This window comes from Sphingomonas pruni NBRC 15498, assembly GCF_001598455.1.
In the GTDB taxonomy this organism is placed as follows: domain Bacteria; phylum Pseudomonadota; class Alphaproteobacteria; order Sphingomonadales; family Sphingomonadaceae; genus Sphingomonas; species Sphingomonas pruni.
Genome location: NZ_BCYZ01000028.1, coordinates 18,615 through 43,435, shown reverse-complemented (window position 1 = coordinate 43,435; position 24,821 = coordinate 18,615). Strand labels below are relative to the sequence as shown.

The following is a 24,821-nucleotide window of genomic DNA, read 5'->3' as shown; positions in this document are numbered from 1 at the left end:
ATTTGGCGGCATTCCATTCGCGAGCTTGACCCGCTTACCCATGGCTAAGGTGACGAGCCGCCCGGTGCCCCGGGTGGCTCGCCATCGCGTCAGAACTTGATCGAGACCTTGCCGTAATAATAGCCGCCGTTGATGCCGTAAGGCGAGAAGGTCAGCGGCGCGTCGATGACGTTGCCGCCATTGACCAAAGTGAAGCTGGTCGTGCCGGGGACCAAAGCGACCGTCGGTGGCTTCTTGTTGAACAGGTTGTTGGCGCCGACCGTCAGCGTCACCGTATGGGCAATGGTGTAGCTGGCATCGAGATCGACGATGAACGCGGTGCCGATGTCCTGCTTGTAATAGGTACCGCCATCGGGCGACGCATAGGCCGTGCTCTTGCCGAACAGCGTGCCGCGCAAGGTCGAGGCGAAGGCGCCCAATTTGTAGGCGGCCGACCCGACGATCTTCACCTTGGGCGATGCCGTTTCCAGATTGGCGATCGCCGTCTTGTCGAACAATGCGATTGGCATGGTACCGCCCGGCGGCGTGAGCTGGGCCGGCGCGAGCTCGATCTTGGTCGCCTTGGTTTCGTTATAGGTGCCCGAAATCGTCCAATCGACTTTGCCGGCATCGCCGAAGTCGCTGAAATAGGTCAGCACCAGGTCGACGCCGCGGGTCCGTGTGTCGGCGCCGTTGGTGAAGATGTTGATGCCGGTCTGGCTCACCGTCGGGTCGAGGACGTTGCCGTTGGCGACGATCGCTTGTGTCACCACCGGGAAATTGACCGCGCCGCCGCTGCCGAAGATCGACCCGGTGCCCAGAATGCGGTCGCGGATCTTCACCTGATAGGCGTCGAGCGTGATCGTCAATTTGGGCGCCGGTCGGAACACGAAGCCCAGGCTGTAATTGGTCGATTTTTCAGGTTTGAGGTTGCTGAAGCCGAGCAATTTGGCCGCGGCCGAGTTGGCGGGAAGCTGGACGAAGGCCGAGGACGGCGAAACGTTGGTCGCCGAATAATAGCTTTCGGCCAAAGTCGGTGCGCGGAAGCCGGTCGAGACCGTGCCGCGGATCGCCACCGCCGGGCTGAAATCGTAGCGGCCCGTCGCTTTCCAGGTCCAGGTCGATCCGAAATCGGAATAATTCTCGTAACGCAGCGCGCCGTCGAGCTTCAGTCCGTCGACCGGCTCGATCGACAGATCGAGATAGCCGGCCCAATTGTGCCGGCTATGCTTGCCCGCGTCGGAGGGGCGGAAGCCGGGATAGGATTGCCCGCCTTCCTTGTAGATCGACGCCGGATCGCCCGATCCGATCTCGTAGATGTTCTTCCGATATTCGCCGCCAAAGGCGATATTGAGCGGCTGTGCGAGGCCGAGATCGACCTCTTTCGAAAAGTCCGCGTTCGCGGTCCATTCGGTTGCCTTGAACAGGCCGTCGTAAAAGTCGGTCGGGGTGAAATGGGTATCGATGAACAGCGATCGATTGGCCGAATCGAGCGTGTAGATCAGGTTCTTGTCCTGGCCATAGGTCAGGCTCAGATCCCATCGGAAACCGCCGATGTCGCCCTTGGCGCCGCCGGTCACCGAATAATCGTCCTCGCGAATGCCTTCGCGCGGGTTGAAGCCGTTGGGCGGCGTGTCGCCATCGGGATCATAGACGATCGAGCCAGGCGCGCCGAGCGTTCCGCCGACGCCGAGCACCGGCGAGGCGATGATGCGATCGGGCACGCGCAGATTCTCGTACGCGGAGGCGATCCGCTTCGAATAGCTGCCGAAGCTGTAGAGCTGAACGTCGCCGAAATCGTAGCCGGCATTGTATTGCAGGTTGGTGAGGTGCGAGCGCGCGTCGCCGTTGATCCGATTGACGTAAGGGAAGCCGGGAATGCCGGCATAGAGCGCCTGTTGCGCCGCTGAGAGGTTGGTGCGCAGCACGCCTTTGTCATCGGTCACGCGGCGATCGAGGCCGCCGACCTGGCTGAAAGCATGGAAGCGGTGGAAGAAGGTGAGATCGATGAACCCGTTCTCCCCGATCTTCGTGCCCATGGTGAAGCTGCCGGCCCAGGTCTCGCCGCCGGTATCGTAATAGGAGCCGCCAGTGGCGGTCGCCTCGCCGCCGCTCGTATCGTCCTTCAGGATGATGTTGATGACGCCGGCAATCGCATCGGATCCATATTGCGCCGCCGCGCCCTGTTCGAGCACTTCGATGCGCTTGACCGATGCGGGGGTGATGAGGTCGAGGTCTGGCGCCGCTGCTCCCTGATAGGGTCCGCCGAGGACGGCGAGGTTGGCGGTGCCATGCCGCCGCTTGCCGTTGACCAGGACCAATGTGTGGTTCGGGCTGAGCCCGCGAAGCCGCGCCGACAGCGTCAGGTTCGCGGTGTCGCCGCCGAACGCCTGGGCGTTGAACGACGGGACGAGCTGGGTCAGCACCTGGTTGAGATTGGGCTGACCGACGCGGCTCAGGGTCGCCGCATCCAGGACCTTGATCGGGGCGGAGCTTTCCGCCGCCGTGGTGCCGACGACGCGGGTGCCGGTGACGATGATCTCATCGCTGGCCTGGTCAATCGCGACCGACGCTGCGGGAAGTACGGTTGCCTGGGGATCGCCCGGCGTGGCAGCGGGCGCCGCGGTCTCCGCCTTGTCAGCGCCTTTGTCGGCGGTGCTGTCAGCCGTCTTGGCCTGTGCGCTCGCCGCCCACAAAGTGCCGAGTGCAAGTGCCGCAATAGATACCGATCTTTTCATTCGAAGGCCCCTTTCAACAGAAAGCCTTCAGACCCCCCTCCCGCTCAGTGCCGTTCGCGAAGCGCCGGTGGACGTTCTCTGTCCTGGCTCGCCGCGACGCGAACGGATTGGCTGCCTTGCCCGCAGGGGCGCGGCAGCGGGTGACGTGGAAAATGCGACAGGGCGCGCGGCCGCGTTGGACGCGGGGGAGCCGCTGACCTGTCGTGTCATCAAAGTAAGAAACGGCATGCGCCGCATCGTCAGGCGGTCCAGACCTTGTCCAGCGCGGTGGCGAACGCGACCATGTCGGCCATCGACCCGACCGTGACACGCGACACGGTCGGCCAGATCGGCCAGGACCGGCCGATCTCCACGCTCTGCGTGCGGAACGCGGCCTGCATGTCCTTGGCCGGCTTGGTCTTCCAGTCGATCATGAACATGTTCGCCTCGGTCGGCGCGACCTTCAGCCCGCGCTTCTTGACATGGTCGATCGCGAAGGCGCGTGCTGCCTGCATCTGGGCACGGCGTTGCGCGATCAGCGGCGCGGCGGTCAGGCTGGCGGTGGCGCAGACCAGGGACGGGAGCGGCAGAGCGCCTGACTGCATGCCGCCGTCATAGCGCATCATCTTGGTGATATTGGCGGGCTGGGTCATGATATAGCCCATCCGCATCCCGGCCATCCCGAAGATCTTCGAGAAGGTCCGCATGACGATGACGTCGGGATATTTGACCGCGAAGGGCGACGCCACCGGCACGCCGGCGAAATGGGTATAGGCCTCGTCGATCAGCACCATCGATCCGGCCGGCTTGTTCTGGATCAGCCATTCGATATCGGCGAGCGGCGTGATCGTCCCGGTCGGGTTGTTGGGGGTGCAGATATAATAGAGGCCGGCATTGGGGTCGGCGGCCAGCATCGCCTTCACGTCGTGGCGGAAATCGGGCGTGAGCGGCACCGCCTTGACCGGCGCGCCGAGCCAGCTCGCGGTGCGGCCGGCGAGCTCGAACGTCGGGTCGGCGGTGACTAGCCCCTTGGTCGGCGAACAATAGGTCACGACGGCGCGCGACAGCGGATCGCTCGATCCGGGCCAGGGGGCAACATGGTCGAACGGTACGCCCTCGACCGAGGTCACCGCCTTGATGAAATCGTTGCGTTCATTGTGCGGGGAATAGCGATTGCCTTGCGCGATCATCTTCGCCGCCGCCACCTGGCCGGGGGCGAGCGGTCCGGTCCAGCATTCGTTGGCCCCGATCCGCGTCTTGGCGCTGGGGGCAGGATCGGGGACGCCGGCCGATGCCCAGGCGGGCCGGCCGCTCGCCGCCGCCACGGCGCCGACGCCGAAGATCGCGGCGATACGGGCAAGGTCGCGCCGGGCATAGCCGCGGCTGAGCAGGTCGTCGGTGGACTCTTCGTTCAGAACGGTATCGGTAACGCCTTCACGCTCGATCATCTTACTGCTCCCTGTTCGCGCTGGTCGGTCCCGTCGACCCTTCGCCGTTTCAAAATTTCTTAGAATTTCATCGCGCTCCTCAGCATCACGAACGAGATGAAGACGAGGTAGAGGCCGAACACGCGCTTGAGCGGCCCGGCCGGCAGGCTATGCGCAGCCGCCACGCCGAGCGGCGCTGTCAGCACCGACATCGAGGCGATGACGATTGTCGCCGGCAGGTTGACGTAACCCAGCGATCCCCAGGGCAGACCCGGCTCGCGGAACCCGATGATGGCGAACCCGATCGCGCTGGGGATCGCGATCAGCGCGCCGATGCCCGACGCCGTCGCGATCGCGCGATGGATCGAACGGCCGTGCAGCGTCATCACCATGATCGCGATCGTGCCGCCGCCGATCCCCAGCAACGAGGAGAAGGTGCCGAGCCCGCCGGCAATCGCGACGCGCGGCGCCAGGCCCGGCATCGAGTCCGAGATGACGTGGTCGCTGAAGCGCGGCACCAGGAAGTTGAGCGACATCAGCAGTACGCCGATGGCGAAGATCAGCAGCAGCACATGCCCATCGACATGGCTGGCAAGGATCACGCCGACGGCATCGCCGAAGATCAGCCACGGCGCCCAGGCGCGCAAAATCTCGAATTCGACCGCGCCGCGTTTGGCGTGCGATCGCAGCGATCGCAGCGATGTCAGGATGATCGTCGCGGCCGATGTGCCGATCGCGACATGCGCATATTGATGCTTGTCTCCGCCCAAAAGCGGCAGGACCAGCATCAGCGCCGGGACGACGATGAAGCCTCCACCAATACCGAAAATGCCGGCGGCGAAGCCTGCGATCAGTCCGGCGCATAACAGCGCAATCAACGGAATCAGCCAAGCGGCTTGCGATGCAGTCAAGACCTACCCCCTGTATGAGAGGCCTCTCCTGCGGGCAGGGCTTGTCATCGCCCTGGCGAATCACAAGCTGCGCAGTTGATCATTTATTTGCAACAAGAAAATGCGGCTGACGCGGTTACAGTAACAAATTTACTCGGAAACGCGTTTTTTTGCCGATCCTTGCTCGTGCAGCCGCGCCAACCTGAGCCGGCCAGCGTCCAGCCGCCGCCGGTCCTTTATCAGTCCGGGCGTCGGGTGGCCGACCGCCGCGGTCGCAGCGTCAGTCGCTTGTCGCTGGGCGCAGCCTGACGCCGACCAGGATCAGCATCATGCCGTGGACCAGCAAGTCGATCGCCATCACCAGGCCCAGCACCCAGACGGCGTTCGCCGGCCAGCCGCTGGCGATGATGAGACCGGCCGCAACGCTGAAGATCCCGGACACCAGCATCCAGCCCCACCCGGGGAGCGGGTGCACCAACGAGGCGACCAGGCGCACGGAGCCCGATGCGGTCAGGAGAACCGCCAGCCAGACTGTGATCAGCCTGACCGCGAGCTGCTGATCGTAGAACAGGAATGTGGCGGCGGCGGCATAGAGAATGCCGAACGCCGCCCAGACCAGCGCCCAGCCGAGCCCGCGCACCGCGGACGCATGCACGACCATGACGATGCCGGCGGCGAACATAGAGAGGGCGACGATATAGGCTGCGGCGACCGTCGCCAGAACCAGATTGGCCGAGGCGAGCAGGCCGAGCAGCGCCAGCGCGCAGCCCATTCCGACGAACCAGCGCCAGGCGTTCTTGTCGATCTCGATCGTGTGCAGTTCTACTCGATTGATCTCGGTGGTCATTGCTACATCCTCCAGGGGGACGCTGAGCCGATGGTGCGGTGGTTACGAATGGATGCGGCTGACCACCGTGGCGGAGCCGTTCGGCTGGATGTCGACCAGATGTTGCGCGCCGCCGTCACAGGTCGCGCGCCATTCCATCTTGCCGTCCGGCGTGCTCATCCGCTCCGCCTTCTCGATCTTCTGGCACGGCAGGTCCGCGTCCATGATCGCCCGCAACAGCACGGCATCGCGTTGCGCCGGGGGCAGCGCGTCGACCGCGGCGCTGACGTTGGTCGGGGTCGGCGTCGACCCCGCCGAACTGTTGAAGGTCGGGCTCTCCACGGGCTTGCAGGCGGCCAGCACCAGCACGCCGCTGAGCAACAGCATTGCTCGCATCGACATTCTCCCTAAGCGGACGGTCACACCATCCGTCGTCCGTCGCGCCAACTCCATCCGTACATATCCGGACCCGGATCGGTGGCGCGCGAGGATGCCCGCGATCGGCCGCCGCTACGCTGCGGCTGCCCTGCCTATCGTTCGTGGAGCCGCGCCAGCGCGATGCCGGCAAGATTCTGCGATCGCCCGACATGGCGAAGGCGGAGCGATCCCGCCGGGTAGTCGAATTCGGTGAGCGCCTTGAGGTACTCGCGGCTCCCGTTTCGGCACGCAACCGTGCCCGAAGCCAGGCCGATCACCGCGAGCGAATCGCCGCAAAAAACCGGGTTGGCCACGCCGGACGCGCGGGCGATTTCGACCGCGTGCAACAAAGCGAGCCACTCCGCATCCATCGCCGATCCCGTGCCGAGCCCCTGACGCACATAAACCTGCCCGCGCAGCACCACCGCGGTTTCCATCCCCGACGCCGGCCGCCAGCCGCCGTCGAAGAAGATCTTCACACGTCCAGGCATCGCCATTCGCCCGGCGCGATGCCGTCCAGCGTCCAGTCGCCGATGCTCCACCGCACCAGCCGCAGCGTCGGGTGGCCGACCGCCGCGGTCATGCGACGGACCTGGCGGTTGCGGCCCTCGCGGATCGTCAGGCGAATCCAGCCATCGGGCACGTTTTTGCGGAACCGGATCGGCGGATGGCGCGACCACAGATCGGGGGCGGGGATGCGCTCGGCCTCGGCCGGGCGCGTCATGCCGTCCTTCAGCCGCACGCCGCTCCGCAAGGCCGCCAGCGCGTCGTCGCTCACATCGCCTTCGAGCTGCGCGAGATAGGTCTTGGCGGTCTTGAACTTGGGATCGGCGATACGCGACTGCAGCCGGCCGTCATCGGTCAGCAGCAACAGCCCCTCGCTGTCGAGGTCGAGCCGCCCCGCCGGATAGACTCCCGGCGTGTCGATGAACCCGGAGAGGGTGGGGCGTGTCGATCCCTCGGTCCCGCGATCGGTGAACTGGCACAGCACGCCATAGGGTTTGTTGAACAGGATCAGGCGGGCCATGCGGCGCCTTTGATCCAGGTTAGGCCAACATTCAATATTCGCGGCATTTCGCATTGAGCGCGTTGGATTTCTGCCGGAACACGTCGCGGAAATCACCGTCATGCCGGAAGTGTTCCGGCATCCAACGTGCCCGGCCGGAATCCGTCGAGCCTCCCGCTTTACCGTTGCGGCGCCTCGGACCCCGGAACAAGTCCGGGATAACGTGAGAGATTGGTCTCTGCGCGTCGCGTCAGGCGCGGGCGACCGCCGGGGAATTGACCTGCGCCTCACCCTCGATGCTCAGCGCCACCGCCTCGGCGACCTTGATGCCATCGACCGCCGCCGACAGGATACCGCCGGCATAGCCCGCGCCTTCGCCCGCAGGGAACAGGCCGGCGGTGTTCAGGCTCTGAAAGTCCTTGCCGCGGGTGAAGCGCACCGGCGACGATGTCCGCGTCTCCACGCCGGTCATCAGTACGTCGGGATGGTCGTATCCGGGGATCTGGCGGCCGAACACCGGAATCGCTTCGCGCATCGCGATCACCGCGAAATCGGGCAGGCATTGGCTGAGGTCGGTGAGCTGCACGCCGGGTCGATAGGAGGGGAGGACCTCGCCCAATTCGGCTGAAGGCCTGCCTTCGAGGAAGTCGCCGAGCTTCTGCGCCGGCGCCTTGTAGTTGGAGCCGCCGGCGATGAAGGCGCGCTCTTCCCAATGGCGTTGCAGCGCGATTCCCGCGAGCGGGTCGCCCGGATAGTCGCGCTCGGGATCGATCGCGACGACGAAGCCCGAATTGGCGTTGCGCTCGTTGCGCGAATATTGGCTCATGCCGTTGGTCGCGACGCGGCCTTCCTCCGACGTCGCCGCCACCACCGTCCCGCCCGGACACATGCAGAAGCTGTAGACGGTGCGGCCGTTCGAGGCATGGTGAGAGATGTGATATTCGGCCGCGCCCAATATCTTGTTTCCCGCGAACTTACCGAACCGCGCCTTGTCGATCCAGGATTGCGGGTGCTCGATCCGCACGCCCATCGAGAACGGTTTGGCCTCGACGAACACGCCCGCCGCCTGGAGCATCGCGAACGTGTCGCGCGCGCTATGGCCGATCGCCAGCACGACGCGGTCGGCCTCGAGATAGCCACCATCATGCAGGTGGAGACCGCGGATATGGCGCTGCCCTGCCGCGTCGGTGGCGATGTCGACGCCGTCGACGCGCGTGCCGAAGCGATATTCGCCGCCCAATTGCTCGATCGTCGCGCGGATGCTCTCGACCATCGTCACCAGGCGGAACGTGCCGATATGAGGATGCGCTTCGGTCAGAATTTCCTCGGGCGCGCCGGCCTTGACGAACTCGGTCAGCACCTTGCGGTCGAGATGGCGGCGATCCTTGATCCGGCTGTAGAGCTTGCCGTCGGAAAAAGTGCCCGCGCCACCCTCGCCGAACTGGACGTTGCTCTCCGGGTTGAGCACGGATCTGCGCCACAGGCCCCAGGTGTCCTTGGTCCGCTCGCGCACAACCTTGCCGCGTTCCAGGATGATCGGCCGGAAGCCCATTTGAGCGAGCACTAACGCCGCGAGCAGCCCGCAGGGACCGGTACCGATGACGACGGGGCGCAGGCCCTTGCCGGTGGCACGGGCGACCGGGCGGTATTCGGTGTCGGGCGCTGGCCTGACGTTGCGATCGTCGGCGAAGCGCGCGAGCAAGGCCGCTTCGTCCGCTACGGTCAGGTCGATCGCATAGATCAGCATGATCGCGTTCTTGCGCCGCGCATCGTTGCCGCGCCGCGCGACCTCGAAGTTCAGCAACTCGTCCGCCGCGATCTCCAAGCGCGCGCAGATCGCGGCGGGCAAGGCCTCGTCGGTATGGTCGAGCGGAAGGGCAAGGTCGGTCAGGCGGATCATGGCGGTGCTTTAGCGGTGGAGGAGGCAGCATGCCAGATTCCCCTCCCGTTTACGGGAGGGGCTAGGGGAGGGTGTGTTTCTGGGCAGCGGCTCGTGACATGCCCTCCCCCGACCCCTCCCGCAAGCGGGAGGGGAGGAAGGGGCAGACGTTCACCCTTCGGCCTTGTCCGCCATATCCATGAAATTCCGCGCGGCGTCGCGATCGGCCTCGTCCTTGAACGCCACGTCGAGATCCGGCGCGACGCCGAGCATGTACATCAGCGTCCACAAAGCGAAGCGGCGCGGGCGGTCCTTTTCCAGCCCCAAATCGACCCGCATTCGCTCGGTCCCCGCCTCGAACGCGGCGGGCGTCAGCGTGGCGATGTCGGCGGTGCCGAAATAATGGCGCAGGCGATCGTCGAGATCCATGGCTCGATTAACGCGCGCGGACCAACGCGGCGTCAAGCGCCTGCAGGAAACGCGAGCGGTCGGCCTTGCTGAAGGCGGCCGGTCCGCCGATCTGATCGCCGCCCGCGCGCAGATCGGCCATGATCGCCCGCGTCGCGATCGCCGCGCCGATCGAGCTCGTGGTGAACGGCTTGCCGGTCGGCGCTAGTACCTGCGCGCCCGCCTTGAGCGCGCGGTCGGCGAGCAGGATGTCGGCGGTGATCACCACCGCACTCGGGCCGGCCGCCTCGGCGATCCAGTCGTCGGCGGCGTCGAACCCGTCGCTCACGACAATGCGCGTGATCAGCGGGTGCGCGGGGACGCGGAGATGACTGTTGCTGACCACACAGACGGGGACCTCCAGCCGCCAGGCGACCTTGTAGATCTCGTCCTTGACCGGGCAGGCATCGGCGTCGACCAGGATGCGGCGGGAAGGCGGGGTGTTCATGGCGCCTCTCTACGTCGTTCGCGCCACTTGTCGAAGCGCATCAGAGGGACTCCTCATACGCTTCCCCGGCGAAGGCCGGGGCCCAGTTTCCCTGACATTGCGATCGCATCCCGGCGACGAGAATTCGCAGCGGCTGGGCCCCGGCCTTCGCCGGGGAAGTGTGAAGAGAGGGAAAAGTCGGACGAAAAACTACGACTGCGGTCGCGGACCCTTGTTCGGCCGCGGCCCCTTGCGGTGTGCATGCGGCGGACGGCCGCGACCCTGCGGCGGGCCTTGACGGCGCGGGGCGCCGGCCTGTCCATCACTGCTCGGTGCCGCGCGATGCAGCATCGCACGGGCCGGAGCCGGCGCCGGAGCGGGGCCGGAGCCCTCAACCGGCTCGATCCGCACGCCGCTATCATCCTCGCCATCGGCGCCGGCGCTCTTGAGCACGGCGGCGGCGAACCGCGCCGCAATCCCGCGCGGGATCTGGAAGCCGGTTTCGTTGGCCTGAATGCGGATCGCGCCGACCTCGTTCTTGGTGATCCCGCCGCGGCGGCAGATCAGCGGCAGGATCCAGCGCGGATCGGCATTCTGGCGACGGCCGATATTCATCCGGAACCACACGGTATCGTCGAAGCCCTGGCGATGATGCGCCTTGGGCCCCTCGGGCACGCGATCGATCATTTCCTCGGGTGCGGGCATGGCGGCGCGATGAGCATGGACCAACGCCGCGGCGATCTCCTGCGGCGACTTGTTCTTGAGCAGCTCCTCGCCGATCACCCAATCGTCGGGATCGGGCTCGACCGGCGCGCTCAGCGCCTCGATCAGGCGATCACGGTCCTTGGCGCGGATGTCGTCGGCGGTCGGCACCGGCACCCATTCGGCGGCGATGCGCGCCGAACGCAGCATCATCTCGACGCGGCGACGGCGCGGATAGGGTACGATCAGCACCGCGGTGCCCTTCTTGCCCGCGCGGCCGGTGCGGCCCGAACGGTGCTGAAGCACTTCGGCGTCGCGCGGCATCTCGACATGCACGACCAGGCTCAGCGTCGGAAGGTCGATGCCGCGTGCGGCGACGTCGGTCGCGACGCAGACGCGTGCGCGGCGGTCGCGCAACGCCTGGAGCGCATGGTTGCGCTCATTCTGCGAATGCTCGCCCGATAGAGCCACGGCCGCGAAGCCACGCTCGACAAGGCTGGCGTGGAGATGCCGGACATTGTCGCGCGTCGCGCAGAACAACATTGCGGTCTCTGCCTCGTAGAAGCGGAGCAGGTTGATCACGGCATGCTCGATATCCGCAGGAGCGACCGCCACGGCCTGATACGAAATGTCGCCATGCCCGCGATCCTCGCCGACGGTCGAGATGCGCAGCGCGTCGCGCTGGTACTTCTTGGCGAGTGCGACGATCTGCCGCGGCAAGGTCGCGGAGAACAGCAAGGTGCGGCGTTCGGCGGGGGCGGCGTCGAGCAGCGTCTCGAGGTCCTCTCGAAAGCCCATGTCGAGCATCTCGTCGGCCTCGTCGAGCACGGCGACGCGCAGGCTCGACAGATCGAGCGCGCCACGCTCGCCATGATCGCGCAAGCGGCCTGGCGTGCCGACCACGACATGCACACCCTGCGCAAGCACGCGGCGCTCACGCGACGGGTCCATGCCGCCGACGCACGTGGCGATGCGCGCACCGGTCTTGGCGTAGAGCCAGGACAATTCCTTGGCGACCTGGAGCGCGAGTTCGCGGGTCGGCGCGATCACCAGCGCGAGCGGCGCGCCGGCGGGCGGGGTCTGACCCTTGTGAAGCAGCTCCTCGGCCATGGCGAGGCCGAAGGCGACGGTCTTGCCCGATCCGGTCTGGGCGGAAACGAGCAGGTCACGGCCGTTGGACTCGGGCTTGCTGACCTCGGCCTGGACCGGAGTGAGCGCTTCGTAACCGCGCGCGGTCAGCGCTTCGGCAAGCAACGGGGGGAGGTGGGAAAAGGGCATTCTGTCTCGATGGCAAAAACGGCGTCGGCCCGGAGCGACTGGCGCCGGGCAGGTAACGCGGTACGGATGTGGATTGGTCCGGCCCTCTACGCGCTTTTTGGCGATTTGGCAAAAGCGAGGGTGAAGGCATAGACTCGAGCTATAGGCGGTCGCACAAAAGATCGCGCGTACCCTCGTTGCAACCGAACCGACCCGGTGACGTCACGTCGCTGACACCGGCACGTCACCCGTCTGCAAAAACCCGTCCCTAGTCGCGGCCGACAGCAGATTCGCTGCACCAGCAAAAGGGATAAAAGGGTGGCCAACCGAGCACTTACCGTGCGCTGCGGAGTCGTAGCGTTCCTCCTGACCGCAAGTCCGGCGGCGCTTGCCCAGAGCGCGCCGCTGCCGGTGGCCGACAGCAACGCGGCGACCAGCGCGGACGCGCAGACCGACCAGGACATTGTCGTCACCGGCCGCGCCGGCGCGGGCGAGCGCACCAAGCTCGACACCAGCTACGCGATCACCACGCTCAACAACGACGCGCTGCGCTCGCGCGCCGCGTCGAGCGTCACCGAGACGTTGAAGTCGGTCCCGGGCTTCTGGGTCGAGGCGTCGGGCGGCGAGGGATCGGGCAATGTCCGCGCCCGCGGCATCCCGGTCGACGGGTTCGGATCGATCAACCTGCTCGAGGACGGTCTGCCGGTGCAGCACGACCCGGCGCTGGGCTATCTCAATGCCGACCAGGCGTTCCGCATGGACGAGTCGATCGACCGCGTCGAAGTGGTGCGCGGCGGTCCGTCCTCGGTCTTCTATTCGAACGCGCCGGGCGGCGTGGTCAATTTCATCACCCGCAAGCCGGGCGACGAGCTGTCGGGGCGTGCGCGCATGCTCTACGGCCCGACCGCGGACCTGTACCGCTTCGACGGCTGGATCGGCACGCCGCTGGTCGATGGGTGGAAGTTCGACGTCGGCGGCTTCTATCGCAACGAGCGCGGCGTTCGTGATCCGGGCTATACCGGCAACAAGGGTGGCCAGATCCGCGCCGACCTATCCAAGGATTTCGGCAATGCGCAGATCGCGCTCAGCTACAAACATCTGGCCGATAACGCGATCTTCTATACTGGCATCCCGCTGACCAAGGATTCGGACGGCAATATCGTCAGCCTGCCCGGCTTCAACGCCAATTACGACACGACTGCCAGCCGCGAGACCGCGTTCCTGACGCTGAAGAGCGCGAACGGACCGGTGTTCTTCAACAACACCGACGGCACGCGCATCCGGCTCAACCAATATTCGGCCATGGCCGATTGGGAGTTCGCGCCGGGCTGGAAGCTGTCGAACAAGGCGCGCTATCGCGACAGCAGCACGGTACGCAACGGCGTCTATCCCGCCTCGATCAGCACGGCGGCGGCGCTGCTCACGCAATATGGCTCGTCGCTGCTCAAGGCCTATCCTGGCGCGGCCAGTGTTCAGTTGCGCTATGTCGACACAGGCCAGGCGTTCGACGTCGCGAACCAGAACGGCAATGGCGACGTGTTCATCAACGCCGCGCGCCCGGTGACGGTCGACGAGAGCGAGTTCGTCGACGACCTCCATCTCGCGCACCGCTTCCAGATGGGGAGCATGACGCATGATTTCGCCCTGGGTTTCTATTACGCCCACATCCGCGAGACGTTCAAACGCTACTCGGCGTCGACCCTGCAGGACGTATCGGGCAATTCGCGGCTGCTCGATCTTGTCGCGCTCAATGCCTCAGGTCAGGTGGTCGGCGCGCTGACCCAGAACGGTGTCAGCCGCTACGGCTCCGAATTCGCCAACGGCTATGGCAAGTCGGACGTCTTCGCGCTCTACGGGTCGGACGAGTGGCAAATCACGCCGCAATTGCGCCTCGACGGCGGCGTCCGCTGGGAAAAGGTGACCGCCAAGGGCGCGCAGGAAGGCCAGAAGACGGTCAATCTCGGCGACCCGACCACGCTCGCGGACGATCAGGTGCTGACCGGAAACGGTGTCTTCTCTCCCTATGATCGCACGTTCGACCATGTCGGCTACACGATCGGCGCCGATTGGCAGTTCAGCCACAGCGCGGGGATATTCGCGCGCTACACCTCGGCATTCCGCATGCCGAGCGTGGGCAGCTTCATCACCTCGGCCAATGCGCAGCCGGTGACGCAGGGGATCAAGATGTGGGAAGCAGGGTTCAAGCTCTCGACCCCGTTGGTCAGCTTCTACGCGACGGGCTTCCTGACCGATTTCGACGCCTATTCGATCGGCAACACCCAGTTCGATCCGAAGACGATGGGCTATATCACCCAGACCGTTTACACCAATACGCGCGATTATGGCGTCGAGCTCGAAGGCACGATCCGGCCGGTTTCGTGGTTCGATTTTACCGTCAACGCGACGATCCAGGATCCGACCTTCCGCAATCTCAAGTACAATGAGTTGCAAGGCACGACGCTGATCCCGCGCAATTATTCGGGCAACCAGCTGCTCCGCGTTCCCAAACTCGGGCTGCGCGCTACGCCCGCGGTGACCCTGCTCGATGGTCGTTTCCGCGCGCAGATGGACGTCGAACATTATTCGAAACGCTATGCCGACGCCGCCAACATCTCGAAGCTGCCGGCCTATACCGTGCTCAACGCCAGCGTGCGGTTCAAGCTGACCGACCGCATTTCGTTCTGGGCCTATGGCGACAATCTGACCAACGCGATCGGGCTGACCGAAGGCAATCCGCGCGCGGGCGAGCTGACCAGCGGGCAGGCCAACGACCAATTGTTCATCGGTCGGCCGATCTTCGGTCGCAATTTCCGCTTCGCCGTGGACTTCGCCTTCTGATGCGCGGATTTCGCCTTTTCGTCGCGCTGATCCTGGCCCTCATTGCCGCTCCGGCGGCGATGGCCGGTCAGAATCAGGTGCAGCCCGACGTGACGATGTCGGGCGTCGTTACCGGCAAGGACGCGATGACCTATCGCGAGGTCCCGTTCGACGTCCCGGCGGGCGTCGAACGGATCACCGTGGCTGTGTCCTATGACAAGAGCAACAAGACGGTGATCGACCTCGGCCTATGGGATCCCAAAGAGTTTCGCGGCTGGAGCGGCGGCTCCTACGACACAATCACGGTCGCGGCGAGCGATGCGACGCCGGGCTATTTGCCCGGCCCGATCCCGACTGGCCGCTGGCACGTCCAGTTCGGCGTGCCCAATGCGCGCCCGGACAGCAAGGCCGCCTATACCGTAAAGGTCTATTTCGACCGCGCCAGTTCGGCGCGCGCCAGCGCCGCGATCGCCAACCCGCCGCTCGTCGACAAGCCCGGCTGGTATCGCGGCGACCTCCACATGCACGACGCGAATAGCGACGGCAGTTGCAAGAGCCAGCTCGGGCGCAAGGTGCCATGTCCGTTGTTCCGCACGGTCGAGGCGGCGAGCGCGTCGGGGCTCGATTTCATCGCGGTGACCGACCACAATACGGTCGCCCATTTCGACAATCTACGCGAGCTGCAGCCCTGGTTCGACAAGATGCTGTTGACCCCGGGTGTGGAGGTCACGACCTTTCGCGGTCACACCAACATCTTCGGCCCGTCGCGCTTCGTCGACTTCCGCGTCGGCACGGCGGGCGTCCCCAATCTGCCCGCGCTGCAAAAGAGCATCGCAGCGTCCGGCGCGATCATGTCGATCAACCATCCGGCCTCGCCGAGCGGAGAAATCTGCATGGGCTGCGGCTGGCTGTGGACCGACACCGACTGGTCGCTGGTAACCGCAATCGAGGCGGTCAATGGGACCCATGTCGAAGGGGCTTATGCGGGGATCGGCTTCTGGTACGCCCGGCTGAACGAAGGCAGGCGGCTGACCGGCATCGGCGGCAGCGACACGCACGATCCGGATGGCCCCTCGCGGATCGGGCGGCCGACCACCGTGGTTTATGCCGACAGCTTGTCCGTCCCGGGCATCACCGCCGGGATCAAGCGCGGCAACGTATTCATCGACACCGAGGGGACGCGCGACCGGTTGCTCGAGATGGCGGTCGTGTCCGGCGGCCGCCGCGCGGTGATGGGCGAACGGCTGCGCCCGGACGCGACATTGTCGATGGAACTGCATCTGGTCGCAGTGCGCGGCGCGACGGTCGAGGTCATCGCCAACGGCAAGGTCCTTGCCGGTCTGGGCACGGCGATCGATAGCGGCGATGCGCGCGTGAAGCTATCGCTCGATCGCGCGCAAGCCTGTGGCTGGGTCAGCGCCAATGTGCGCGGCAAGACCGGGCTGCTGCTGATCGGCAACCCGATCTATGTCGACTGTCGCTGAGACGTTGGTTCTTGTCGTTCGGTGACGGGCGTTCGGCGGTTGTCGCCGGGCGCCCGCAATCCCATCTCTTCCGGTGCGATATTCCCCAATAAGAGGTGCCCCCGATGACGCTCCCCGCCGATCCCGTCTGGTTCATCACTGGCTGCTCGACTGGCTTCGGCCGTGAGCTCGCCAAGCTCGTGCTCGAACGCGGCTGGTGCGTGGTTGCGACCGCGCGCGGCAAGGACCGCGTCGCCGATATCGTCGAGATCGCGCCCGATCGCGCGCTGGCGGTCGAACTCGACGTGACCGACCAGGCGCAGATCGACGCGGCGGTGGCGGCGGCCAAGGAAGGGTTCGGCCGGATCGACGTGCTCGTGAACAATGCCGGCTATGGCTATCAGACCGCGATCGAGGAAGGCGAGGAGCAGGAGATCCGCGACCAGTTCGACGCCAACGTCTTCGGCCTGTTCGCGATGACGCGCGCGGTGCTGCCGGTAATGCGCGCACAGGGCAGCGGCAATATCGTCAACATCAGTTCGGTCGGCGGTTTGCTCGGCTTCCCGGCCTCGGGCTATTATTCGGCGACCAAGCATGCGGTCGAGGGCTTCACCGATTCCCTGCGCGCCGAAGTCGCGCCGCTCGGCATCGCGGCGATGTGCGTAGAGCCGGGGCCGTTCCGCACTGATTGGGCGGGCCGCTCGCTGCGCCAGACCAAGAACCGGATCGAGGCCTATGCCGAGACCGCGGGCAAGCGCATGGCGATGACCAGCGGCTATAGCGGCGAACAGCCCGGCGACCCGGTCCGCGCCGGTGAGGCGATCATCGAAGCGGTGTCGCGCGCCGACGTGCCGCGGCACCTCGTCCTCGGCAAGTTCGGCTATGAGACGGCGGTCGCCAAGCTGAAGGAACGGCTGGCGATCATCGAGCGCGACCGCGACCTCAGCCTGAGCGCGGACTATCCGGAGATGGCCGAGGCGTGAATCGCTGAGCGGCGAGGAAGGCGATGATGACCAGGCCGGCCGCGATCAAGGTCGCGACCAGCCGGTCGGTCAGCAATCCTTGCGCGATCGTCCCGCCGCCGCTGGTCAGCAGCAGGATCAGCGGCGTGGTGGCGGCGGTATAGGCGACATAGCTGCGCTTCCTCAGCCACGGGCTCGCCGCTGCCAGCGCCGCGATGACGAGGACCAGCGCCCAGTCCGGCAGCGGACGCGAGACGATCGCCTCGGTCGCTATCACGCCCGCCGCGACTCCCATCGCGCGTTGCAGGACCTTTACCACCAGCCCGTCGCCTTGCCTCTGAGTCAGCAATGCGACAGCGACCGCGATCCAGCTGTAATGATGCTGCGGCACCGCCTCGCGCAGGACGACGGCGCAGGCGAGACAGGCCATCAGCCGCAGCGGATAGGTCCAGCCCGCGCTGGTGGCCAACAGCCTCCGCCAGCGGCGGTATAATTGCGCGAAGCTCGCGCCCGATCGCGGCTCGGCTGGGGCGATCTGGCCGAATCCCCAACGGCGCGCCGCGGCCCCGACCGCCAGCGCGCATAAAGCCGCCCAGATCGCGCCTTCGGCGATCAGGATGGTGAGCAAGAGGCGATCGGGTGCCTGCGTGGCGATGCCGAGCCCGATCGTGACGAACACGACGAACCGCTGGCTGGCGGCCGCGGTCGGCCGGCTGAATCCGCCGAGCAATGCGGCGATGCCCGCGATGAGCACCAGCCCGACATCGCTCCACCAGCCATGGCGCGCGATCAGCGCCGCGGCGATGGCGGCCGCGATCGCCGCGAGCACGATGTCGCGAACCGTTCGCCAATGCTCGGCCAGGTTTGCGCCACGCGGCACGTTGCCGACCCACATCGCGCCGAGCGACGCGGCGAGTCCGGCCCGTGGATACGCCGCCAGCACCCCGATCAGGATCGGCACACCCATGCCGAGCGCCGTGACCGCCATCGCCGAAGGGTCGAGCGCATCCGCCCCGTCCCATTCCAGCGCTCCGCCAAACACCGCGCGGGCGCCGACAACGGCTCGATGAAAAGCGTGGCTCATGTCGCGCGGCTAAGGCCGGCATGCATGATGAGGCAAGGAGATGATGAGGCGAGCTCAGGATCTCGGCGCGAGGGCCCCGATCCGCGGCAACTCAGCCGAGAAAGTTGCTGAGCACGTCCGGATGAAAACCGAATTTCGCGAAACCGCAAATGCCCATGAAGATGCCGAACGCGCCGAAGAACCACGATCCGAACAGCAACATCGGGCTTTCCGCCAGCGCGGCGACGGCAGCCATCGCGATCGCGGTGGAAATCGCCGCTTCGCTCGCATCGAACTGGTCGTCATGCACGTTGAGCGCGTCGTAATTGTCGGCTTGCGCCTGGGCCTGCGCCTTCAGCTTGGGCGTCTCGCTGCGATATTTGGCGATGTCGGCGTCGAGCCGGGCGAGCGTCGCTTTCGACGCTTCGCTGGTCGCGGGCGTGGTCGCCAGCACGGCGATCTCGCTCCGCGCGGTTTCCGAGATATGCAGCTTGGTTCGGGTCGCCTGATATTCGTTCCAGCTGTCGACCGAATCGGCCTTGGTCTGCTGCATCGTCTGGACGAGGTTGCCGTCCTTGATGTTGCACAGGCCGGTGAAGATCGACAGGATCACCACCGTCAGCGCGACCGCGCGATTGAGTCTCTTGTCCTTCGCTTCGGCGCTGACTTCGACTTCCACGCTTTGTCTCCCGTTCGCGACAGGGCGCCTCTTTCGGCCGGTTTCGGCCGTTCGTAAATATCGGGGATGACGGTGCGCTGAACGAGCCGCGTGCGGCCAGCGCACGATAATGCAAACGAAAGGGGCCGGGAGATTGCTCTCCCGGCCCCGTCCTATCGTTCAGGCTTCGGCTGGTCGCTTACGCGCCGGCAACCTCGGCCGTGTCGATCTTGATGCCCGGGCCCATCGTCGAGCTGACGGCGAGCTTGCGGACATACTTGCCCTTGGCGCCCGACGGCTTGGCCTTGACGATCGCGTCGACCAAAGCGTCGAAGTTCGCGCGCAGGTCTTCCGCCGGGAACGACGCCTTGCCGATGCCCGAGTGGATGATGCCCGCCTTTTCGACGCGGTATTCGACCTGGCCGCCCTTGGCTGCCTTGACCGCGCCCGCGACGTCCATCGTCACGGTGCCCAGCTTCGGGTTCGGCATCAGGCCCTTCGGACCCAGCACCTTACCGAGACGACCGACGATGCCCATCATGTCCGGGGTCGCGATGCAGCGATCGAAGTCGATCGTGCCGCCCTGGACGATTTCCATCAGGTCCTCGGCACCGACCACGTCGGCGCCAGCGGCGCGCGCCTCGTCGGCCTTGGCGCCCTTGGCGAACACGCCGACGCGGACGTCCTTGCCGGTGCCCTTGGGCAGGGTGACGACGCCACGGACCATCTGGTCGGCGTGGCGCGGATCGACGCCCAGGTTGATCGCGACTTCGATCGTCTCGTCGAACTTGCTGGTCGCATTGGCCTTGGCGAGACCGATCGCCTCGTCAACGCCGTGCAGCTTCTCGCGGTCGATCGTGATCGCCTTTTGCTTCTTGCTCACGAAAGTCATCGGTTCAGCCCTCCACCACTTCGAGGCCCATCGCGCGGGCGGAGCCTTCGATGATGCGGGTCGCCGCGTCGATGTCGTTGGCGTTCAGGTCCTTCATCTTCACTTCGGCGATCTTCGACAGCTCGGAGCGCTTGATCTTGCCCGCGGAAACCTTGCCCGGCTCCTTCGAGCCCGACTTCAGGTTGGCGGCCTTCTTGATCAGGAACGTCGCCGGCGGGGTCTTGGTCTCGAACGAGAACGACCGGTCGGCATAGACGGTGATGACGGTCGGGATCGGCGCGCCCTTTTCCAGGTCGCCGGTCGCCGCGTTGAACGCCTTGCAGAATTCCATGATGTTGACGCCGCGCTGACCCAGCGCCGGGCCGATCGGCGGCGACGGATTGGCAGCGCCCGCAGGCACCTGCAGCTTGATATAGCCTGTGATTTTCTTTGCCATTGTACTCACTCTGTAGTGGGCGAGGGGGCCGGGGCTCCACCGTCCAGGTCAAGTTTAGCGGTTAGACGGGCCCGCAACGCGAACCCTCCCGCAATTCCGCAGCTGTAGCTTAGGAAGGGCGGGCCGATAGCGGAAAAGAGGAAGGGAAGCAACAGCGTTGCACCCGCACAGGACTAGCAGATGCTAGTCCTGAGACAACATCGAGCCGTCCGTCCCCCGGACGGACTGAAGACAGCCGGGGGCTGTCTTCACTCGATGTTCCCGTCCGGCCGGCCTCGCGAAGCGAGGTCCGACGACGCGGAATTCACTTCCGCGTCGAACGCTGGTGGGTTGCTCGCGAGCCTAGCGCTCCCTCTCCCCATCGGGGAGAGGGTCGGGGAGAGGGTCGGGGAGAGGGGCAGTGTGTCTCACTGAGTAAGCAGACTGCCCCTCTCCCGACTTCCCCGGCTACGCCGGGTCGTCTGTCCCCTCCCCGGAGGGGAGAGGGCGAAGAGGACCTAAACTGCTGGGGCCGACGCGGGAGTAAATCCCGCGTCTTCGTCGGACAGGCCGCGCTTCGCGCGCCTGCCGGCCGGCGCTCGCCGTCTCGTAAATAGCTGCGCTATTTACGTGCGGTCGTAAGCCTGCGGCTTACTTCGAGCGCTCGACCTGCTCAAAATCCAATTCCACCGGCGTGGCACGACCGAAGATCGACACCGAGACCTTGACCTTCGACTTGTCGAAATCGAGCTCTTCGACCACGCCGTTGAACGACGCGAACGGGCCGTCGAGGACCTTGACCGAATCGCCGATCTCGTAATCGACCTTGACCTGCTGGCGCGGAGCGGAGGCGGCGGCCTCTTCCTTGCTGTTGAGCATGCGCGCGGCTTCGGCGTCGCTGATCGCTTGCGGCTTGCCGTTCGGGCCGAGGAAGCCAGTCACCTTGGGCGTGTTCTTGACCAGGTGATAGACGTCGTCGTTCATCGCCAGCTTGGCCAGCACATAGCCGGGCATAAACTTGCGCTCGACCTGGATCTTCTTGCCGCGGCGCGCCTCGGTGATCGTCTCGGTCGGAACCTCGATCTGTTCGACGAGTTGCTCGAGGCCCATGCGATTCGCTTCCGACAGGATCGCGTCGCGAACCTTGCCCTCGAAGCCCGAATAAGCGTGGATGATGTACCAGCGTGCCATGGGAAACCTTATTTCGCGAGGCTCAGCAGGAACTCGACGCCCATGTCGAACACCTTGTCGATGGCGAAGAAGAACACCGCCAGGATGACCGTCATGATCATCACCATCACCCCGGTCATGATCGTCTCGCGACGCGTCGGCCACACGACCTTGCGCGTTTCGGACTGAACCTGCCGAATGAATTCCATGGGGGACGTTTTCGCCACGTGCCTGAACCTATGTAATCGTTGCCGAGATTGGGGACATAGGACCGCCGCCCGGTCCCTCAAGGGGCACGGACGACAATCAATCCCGATTTCGGATTGAGGCGGAAATAGCGCCGCACCGATCGGAAGGCAAGCGTTCGCGCTAGGCTGCGGATCTGCGCGTCGCGGCGATCAACGGTTCGTCGGGATTAACCATTTTTCCGAGGGATCGCGCTCCCCCGCTTATCGTTGGGCGAGCGTCAGATATGCGACCGCATCATTAGGGAAACCCCATGGAACTCGACCACGCCACTATCCGCATCCTCGCTGCGATCGAACGCGAGCGGGACTATCCGGCGGATGAGGAAGAGTGGCAGGGGAGCTCGGATTCGAACCGAGGGCCTTCGGTTTTGGAGACCGACGCTCTAACCAGCTGAGCTACACCCCTGTGCGGCGGATGCCTGTAGCGCCACCGCGCGCGGGCGGCAATAGGTAGGTTGAGAACCCAAATAGACTGTTGTTTTAAAGCGATCGATTTTCAAAATTCGTCATCCCAGCGGAAGCTGGGATCTCAAGCCGCATCGCGTCACCGCCAGAGACCCCAGCTTTCGCTGGGGTGACGTAAGGATGCGCTGGGGTGGTGGGAATTCCGCAGGGATGACGACGGGAATATCAGGCCCCACCCTAGTCGTCGCGGTTTGTCAGGCGGCGGCGGCTTCGCCGCTCCAATCGCGCGAGGCCAGCGCCCGTGCTTCGCTTACGGGCAGCGGGCGTCCGAAATAATAACCCTGGACCTTGGTGCAGCCGAGGTCTTGGATCAGGCGATGTTCTTCCTCGGTCTCGACGCCTTCTGCGGTCGTCGCCATGCCCAGCGACTGGGCGAGTGCGACGACGGCGCGGATGATCGCGACCGGTTCCTTCTGACCCTTTGAGGCGCCCTGGACGAAGCTGCGATCGATCTTGATCGTCGAAAAGCGCGTGCGCGCGAGATAGCCAAGCGACGAATAACCTGTACCGAAATCGTCGAGGCTCAGGCGCACGCCGAGATCGAGCACGCGTTCCAGCACCTGCACCGCGACGGTACCTTCGCGCATGAACACGCCTTCGGTCACTTCGAGCTCGAGCCGCTCCGGCGGCAGGCCGCTATTGGCAAGCGCGGAGGCGACCACCGATACGAACGCCGGATTGTGCAGCTGTTCGGGCGACACGTTCACCGCGATCCGCGTCGGCGATGGCCAGCGCGACGCTTCGTGGCACGCCTCGCGCAACACCCATTCGCCCATCGGGACGATCAGGCGCGCATCCTCTGCCAGGGGCACGAACTTGCCGGGGGAAATGACGCCCAGCTCGGGATGCGTCCAACGCAACAGCGCCTCGAAACCGGTGAGACTGCCCGATCCCGCGACCACCACCGGCTGGTATTCCAGGTGCATCTCGCCCTTTTCGAGCGCCTGGCGCAGCGCCATTTCGAGCACGCGCCGCTCTTCCGCCTTGACGTGGAGCTGGGGTTCGTAGGTGTGGAACACGCCGCCGCCGGCATCTTTCGAGCGATAGAGGGCGAGGTCCGCCGATCGGATCAGCATTTCCGCGGTGCGGCCGTCGCGCGGGCCGATCGCGACGCCCACCGACGCTCCGATATAGAGCGTGTGCACGTCGACCTCGTACGGCCGCGACAACATTTCGATGATCGCCTGCGCCAGCTTCTCGACGCGCGCCGTGTCGGACGCATCGCGCACCACCACGGCGAACTCGTCGCCGCCGAGCCGCCCCACGACTTCATTGTCGCTCACCAGATGGCCGAGCCGTTCCGACACGCGTCCCAGCAAGCGGTCGCCGACCGGATGGCCAAGCGAATCGTTGACTGCCTTGAAGCGATCAAGATCGATCATCATGAACGCGCAGCGCGTGCCCCATTTCTCCGCCTCGGCCATCGCGCGGCCGAGCTGCTCGTTGAGGTGGAGGCGGTTGGGCAGGCCGGTGAGCATATCGTACCGCGCCATGCGGTTGATCTTGTCGGCCGATTCGCGCTGGGTGGTGACGTCGGACCCCACACCGCGAAAGCCGATAAAGGCGCCATCGTCATCGTGACGCGGGCTGGCGGCGAGCGCGAACCATCGTTCGGCCTCACCGATTTGCACGGGCAGCAGGATATCGCGAAACGCCTCACGATTCTTGAGCTTGTCGGCGAGCACGCGCAGCCCGGAGGAGAAGTCGCCGCTTTCCCACTGCGCACCGGCGAGCGCCTGCAGCAGCGGCATGCCGTTGATCTTTACCGGATCGAGATGGACCGAGCGCGCGAAGCGCGGACTGGCGCGGACGATGCGCCGCGCGCTATCGGTCTCCCACAGCCAGTCGCCATCCTCTTCCTCGAATTCCCGAAGCAACAGGCTGACGGTTTGGTCGCGCTCGGATAGCCCGATCTCGTTGGCGCGGATCACCACCAGCGCCTTTCCGCGCTGGAAACAACCGATCATCAGCAGGACGACGAACAGGATCGTCGCCGCGGCCAGGAGCGGGCTGCCGATCAATAGCAGCATGACGGCGATCGCGGTGCCGAGGATACCGAGGAAGCTCAGCGTCGCCAGCGGCAGCGCCGCCATTGCCACGGCCGACGCCGTCAGCATGACCGACAGCACGACCCACAGACCCATGGCAGTGCCGATATCGGCACGCGATCCCAAGGCCAGCGGCGGGATCGACCAGACGCACGCAAGCGCGATTCCCTCCAGCACGGTATCGCGCACATCGCCCAGCGTCGCCGAATTGGCGTCGCGATGGCGCGAGGCGAGGCGCCGCATCGTCACGCCGACGCCGACCAGCCCGGTCAGGACCGCCCAGCCGATCAAAAGCGCGCGTGGCGCAAGGCCGTCCAACATCATCACGATCAGCGCAGCGCCGATCACATTGGCGCCGAGCAGGAACAAGGCGAGCTGGCGACCCGCGTGCAATTGCGCAGCTCGAATCGGGCCCCAATCGGTGGTGTCCGCCGGGTCGTGGAGACCAAGCAGCGCACGTACGTCGATCCGCGGGGTGGCGAATTGGGAAGATGGCTCCGTGCTCACGCCACGCGGATAACGCCCGCAGGGTTAGCGAAGAGTTAGACGGATGTACGATTTATGACGAATTTACGCCGATGGGAGGAATAAGGAGCCCATTCACCGCCAAAACTGCAGAAAATACGCATGTTCCGCCGCCGTCCGC

The 24,821-nt window shown here is 65.5% G+C and carries 21 protein-coding genes and 1 tRNA gene; 3 read left to right on the top strand and 19 right to left on the bottom strand.

All coding sequences use genetic code 11. The features are described 5' to 3' along the window. Nucleotides 1-89 precede the first annotated feature (89 nt). The 11 genes from SPR01S_RS10380 to SPR01S_RS10330 all read right to left on the bottom strand — a co-directional run bounded on the left by SPR01S_RS10380 (nucleotide 90) and on the right by SPR01S_RS10330 (nucleotide 11,995). Nucleotides 90-2,717, bottom strand: coding sequence for a TonB-dependent receptor plug domain-containing protein (locus SPR01S_RS10380; RefSeq protein WP_084251092.1), 2,628 nt, complete (start codon nucleotides 2,715-2,717; stop codon nucleotides 90-92). 239 nt (nucleotides 2,718-2,956) lie between these two features. Beyond that, nucleotides 2,957-4,144 carry a pyridoxal phosphate-dependent aminotransferase gene (locus SPR01S_RS10375; protein WP_174531886.1) on the bottom strand — a complete coding sequence of 396 codons (1,188 nt, stop codon included), beginning with the start codon at nucleotides 4,142-4,144 and terminating at the stop codon, nucleotides 2,957-2,959. A 59-nt stretch (nucleotides 4,145-4,203) separates the two neighbouring features. Continuing rightward, a complete protein-coding gene (locus SPR01S_RS10370) occupies nucleotides 4,204-5,034 on the bottom strand; it encodes a sulfite exporter TauE/SafE family protein (RefSeq protein WP_066589039.1) in 831 nt (276 codons plus the stop codon). Between the two features lie 259 nt (nucleotides 5,035-5,293). Then, nucleotides 5,294-5,860 (bottom strand): HdeD family acid-resistance protein, encoded by a 567-nt coding sequence (locus SPR01S_RS10365; RefSeq protein ID WP_066589037.1) that lies wholly within the window; start codon nucleotides 5,858-5,860, stop codon nucleotides 5,294-5,296. 42 nt (nucleotides 5,861-5,902) lie between these two features. After that, nucleotides 5,903-6,235 (bottom strand): hypothetical protein, encoded by a 333-nt coding sequence (locus tag SPR01S_RS10360; protein ID WP_157082146.1) that lies wholly within the window; start codon nucleotides 6,233-6,235, stop codon nucleotides 5,903-5,905. Between the two features lie 134 nt (nucleotides 6,236-6,369). Continuing rightward, complete coding sequence (locus SPR01S_RS10355) at nucleotides 6,370-6,747, bottom strand: reverse transcriptase-like protein (RefSeq protein WP_084251093.1); 378 nt, start codon at nucleotides 6,745-6,747, stop codon at nucleotides 6,370-6,372. Then, complete coding sequence (locus tag SPR01S_RS10350; protein ID WP_066589032.1) at nucleotides 6,732-7,283, bottom strand: pseudouridine synthase; 552 nt, start codon at nucleotides 7,281-7,283, stop codon at nucleotides 6,732-6,734. Before SPR01S_RS10350 ends, SPR01S_RS10355 begins: the two co-directional genes overlap by 16 nt. A 229-nt stretch (nucleotides 7,284-7,512) precedes the next feature. Beyond that, nucleotides 7,513-9,162 (bottom strand): NAD(P)/FAD-dependent oxidoreductase, encoded by a 1,650-nt coding sequence (locus SPR01S_RS10345; protein ID WP_066589030.1) that lies wholly within the window; start codon nucleotides 9,160-9,162, stop codon nucleotides 7,513-7,515. 150 nt (nucleotides 9,163-9,312) lie between these two features. Further along, complete coding sequence (locus SPR01S_RS10340; protein ID WP_066589027.1) at nucleotides 9,313-9,570, bottom strand: hypothetical protein; 258 nt, start codon at nucleotides 9,568-9,570, stop codon at nucleotides 9,313-9,315. Between the two features lie 7 nt (nucleotides 9,571-9,577). Continuing rightward, nucleotides 9,578-10,036: a YaiI/YqxD family protein gene (locus tag SPR01S_RS10335; protein ID WP_066589023.1), complete on the bottom strand. Its 459-nt coding sequence runs from the start codon at nucleotides 10,034-10,036 to the stop codon at nucleotides 9,578-9,580. A gap of 189 nt (nucleotides 10,037-10,225) precedes the next feature. Continuing rightward, nucleotides 10,226-11,995 carry a DEAD/DEAH box helicase gene (locus tag SPR01S_RS10330; protein ID WP_066589021.1) on the bottom strand — a complete coding sequence of 590 codons (1,770 nt, stop codon included), beginning with the start codon at nucleotides 11,993-11,995 and terminating at the stop codon, nucleotides 10,226-10,228. Nucleotides 11,996-12,292: 297 nt separating this feature from the next. Here SPR01S_RS10330 and SPR01S_RS10325 point away from each other — a divergent pair, with 297 nt between their 5' ends. The 3 genes from SPR01S_RS10325 (at nucleotide 12,293) to SPR01S_RS10315 (ending at nucleotide 17,237) form a co-directional block, all read left to right on the top strand. Then, a complete protein-coding gene (locus SPR01S_RS10325) occupies nucleotides 12,293-14,812 on the top strand; it encodes a TonB-dependent receptor (RefSeq protein WP_066589019.1) in 2,520 nt (839 codons plus the stop codon). Then, on the top strand, nucleotides 14,812-16,275 hold the full coding sequence (locus SPR01S_RS10320) for a CehA/McbA family metallohydrolase (protein ID WP_066589016.1): 1,464 nt from the start codon (nucleotides 14,812-14,814) through the stop codon (nucleotides 16,273-16,275). Before SPR01S_RS10325 ends, SPR01S_RS10320 begins: the two co-directional genes overlap by 1 nt. A 104-nt stretch (nucleotides 16,276-16,379) precedes the next feature. Further along, nucleotides 16,380-17,237 carry an oxidoreductase gene (locus SPR01S_RS10315; protein ID WP_066589013.1) on the top strand — a complete coding sequence of 286 codons (858 nt, stop codon included), beginning with the start codon at nucleotides 16,380-16,382 and terminating at the stop codon, nucleotides 17,235-17,237. Here the strand turns inward: SPR01S_RS10315 and SPR01S_RS10310 are convergent. The 8 genes from SPR01S_RS10310 to SPR01S_RS10275 form a co-directional block, all read right to left on the bottom strand. Continuing rightward, nucleotides 17,197-18,300, bottom strand: coding sequence for an FUSC family protein (locus tag SPR01S_RS10310; RefSeq protein WP_066589010.1), 1,104 nt, complete (start codon nucleotides 18,298-18,300; stop codon nucleotides 17,197-17,199). The two genes, SPR01S_RS10315 and SPR01S_RS10310, sit on opposite strands and share 41 nt — an antisense overlap. 91 nt (nucleotides 18,301-18,391) lie before the next feature. Beyond that, complete coding sequence (locus SPR01S_RS10305) at nucleotides 18,392-18,958, bottom strand: DUF4337 domain-containing protein (protein ID WP_066589008.1); 567 nt, start codon at nucleotides 18,956-18,958, stop codon at nucleotides 18,392-18,394. A 178-nt stretch (nucleotides 18,959-19,136) separates the two neighbouring features. After that, on the bottom strand, nucleotides 19,137-19,829 hold the full coding sequence (gene rplA / locus SPR01S_RS10300; protein WP_066589006.1) for a 50S ribosomal protein L1: 693 nt from the start codon (nucleotides 19,827-19,829) through the stop codon (nucleotides 19,137-19,139). A gap of 4 nt (nucleotides 19,830-19,833) precedes the next feature. Next, nucleotides 19,834-20,265 (bottom strand): 50S ribosomal protein L11, encoded by a 432-nt coding sequence (gene rplK / locus SPR01S_RS10295; protein WP_066588999.1) that lies wholly within the window; start codon nucleotides 20,263-20,265, stop codon nucleotides 19,834-19,836. A 630-nt stretch (nucleotides 20,266-20,895) separates the two neighbouring features. Next, a complete protein-coding gene (nusG, locus tag SPR01S_RS10290) occupies nucleotides 20,896-21,435 on the bottom strand; it encodes a transcription termination/antitermination protein NusG (RefSeq protein ID WP_066588997.1) in 540 nt (179 codons plus the stop codon). An 8-nt stretch (nucleotides 21,436-21,443) separates the two neighbouring features. Beyond that, nucleotides 21,444-21,641, bottom strand: coding sequence for a preprotein translocase subunit SecE (gene secE, locus SPR01S_RS10285; RefSeq protein ID WP_066588995.1), 198 nt, complete (start codon nucleotides 21,639-21,641; stop codon nucleotides 21,444-21,446). 350 nt (nucleotides 21,642-21,991) lie between these two features. Next, nucleotides 21,992-22,068, bottom strand: a tRNA-Trp gene (locus SPR01S_RS10280). Nucleotides 22,069-22,321: 253 nt separating this feature from the next. Continuing rightward, on the bottom strand, nucleotides 22,322-24,682 hold the full coding sequence (locus tag SPR01S_RS10275; protein WP_066588994.1) for a putative bifunctional diguanylate cyclase/phosphodiesterase: 2,361 nt from the start codon (nucleotides 24,680-24,682) through the stop codon (nucleotides 22,322-22,324). Nucleotides 24,683-24,821 lie beyond the last annotated feature (139 nt).

Bases quoted from the DNA above. Each gene is read 5' to 3' on its own strand.
- SPR01S_RS10355 (WP_084251093.1), bottom strand. From the start codon at position 6,747: ATGCCTGGACGTGTGAAGATCTTCTTCGACGGCGGCTGGCGGCCGGCG.
- SPR01S_RS10360 (WP_157082146.1), bottom strand. From the start codon at position 6,235: ATGCGAGCAATGCTGTTGCTCAGCGGCGTGCTGGTGCTGGCCGCCTGC.
- nusG (WP_066588997.1), bottom strand. From the start codon at position 21,435: ATGGCACGCTGGTACATCATCCACGCTTATTCGGGCTTCGAGGGCAAG.
- SPR01S_RS10320 (WP_066589016.1), top strand. From the start codon at position 14,812: ATGCGCGGATTTCGCCTTTTCGTCGCGCTGATCCTGGCCCTCATTGCC.
- SPR01S_RS10365 (WP_066589037.1), bottom strand. From the start codon at position 5,860: ATGACCACCGAGATCAATCGAGTAGAACTGCACACGATCGAGATCGAC.
- rplK (WP_066588999.1), bottom strand. From the start codon at position 20,265: ATGGCAAAGAAAATCACAGGCTATATCAAGCTGCAGGTGCCTGCGGGC.
- SPR01S_RS10330 (WP_066589021.1), bottom strand. From the start codon at position 11,995: ATGCCCTTTTCCCACCTCCCCCCGTTGCTTGCCGAAGCGCTGACCGCG.
- rplA (WP_066589006.1), bottom strand. From the start codon at position 19,829: ATGACTTTCGTGAGCAAGAAGCAAAAGGCGATCACGATCGACCGCGAG.
- SPR01S_RS10345 (WP_066589030.1), bottom strand. From the start codon at position 9,162: ATGATCCGCCTGACCGACCTTGCCCTTCCGCTCGACCATACCGACGAG.
- SPR01S_RS10335 (WP_066589023.1), bottom strand. From the start codon at position 10,036: ATGAACACCCCGCCTTCCCGCCGCATCCTGGTCGACGCCGATGCCTGC.
- SPR01S_RS10310 (WP_066589010.1), bottom strand. From the start codon at position 18,300: ATGAGCCACGCTTTTCATCGAGCCGTTGTCGGCGCCCGCGCGGTGTTT.
- SPR01S_RS10375 (WP_174531886.1), bottom strand. From the start codon at position 4,144: ATGATCGAGCGTGAAGGCGTTACCGATACCGTTCTGAACGAAGAGTCC.
- SPR01S_RS10380 (WP_084251092.1), bottom strand. From the start codon at position 2,717: ATGAAAAGATCGGTATCTATTGCGGCACTTGCACTCGGCACTTTGTGG.
- SPR01S_RS10350 (WP_066589032.1), bottom strand. From the start codon at position 7,283: ATGGCCCGCCTGATCCTGTTCAACAAACCCTATGGCGTGCTGTGCCAG.
- SPR01S_RS10340 (WP_066589027.1), bottom strand. From the start codon at position 9,570: ATGGATCTCGACGATCGCCTGCGCCATTATTTCGGCACCGCCGACATC.
- SPR01S_RS10315 (WP_066589013.1), top strand. From the start codon at position 16,380: ATGACGCTCCCCGCCGATCCCGTCTGGTTCATCACTGGCTGCTCGACT.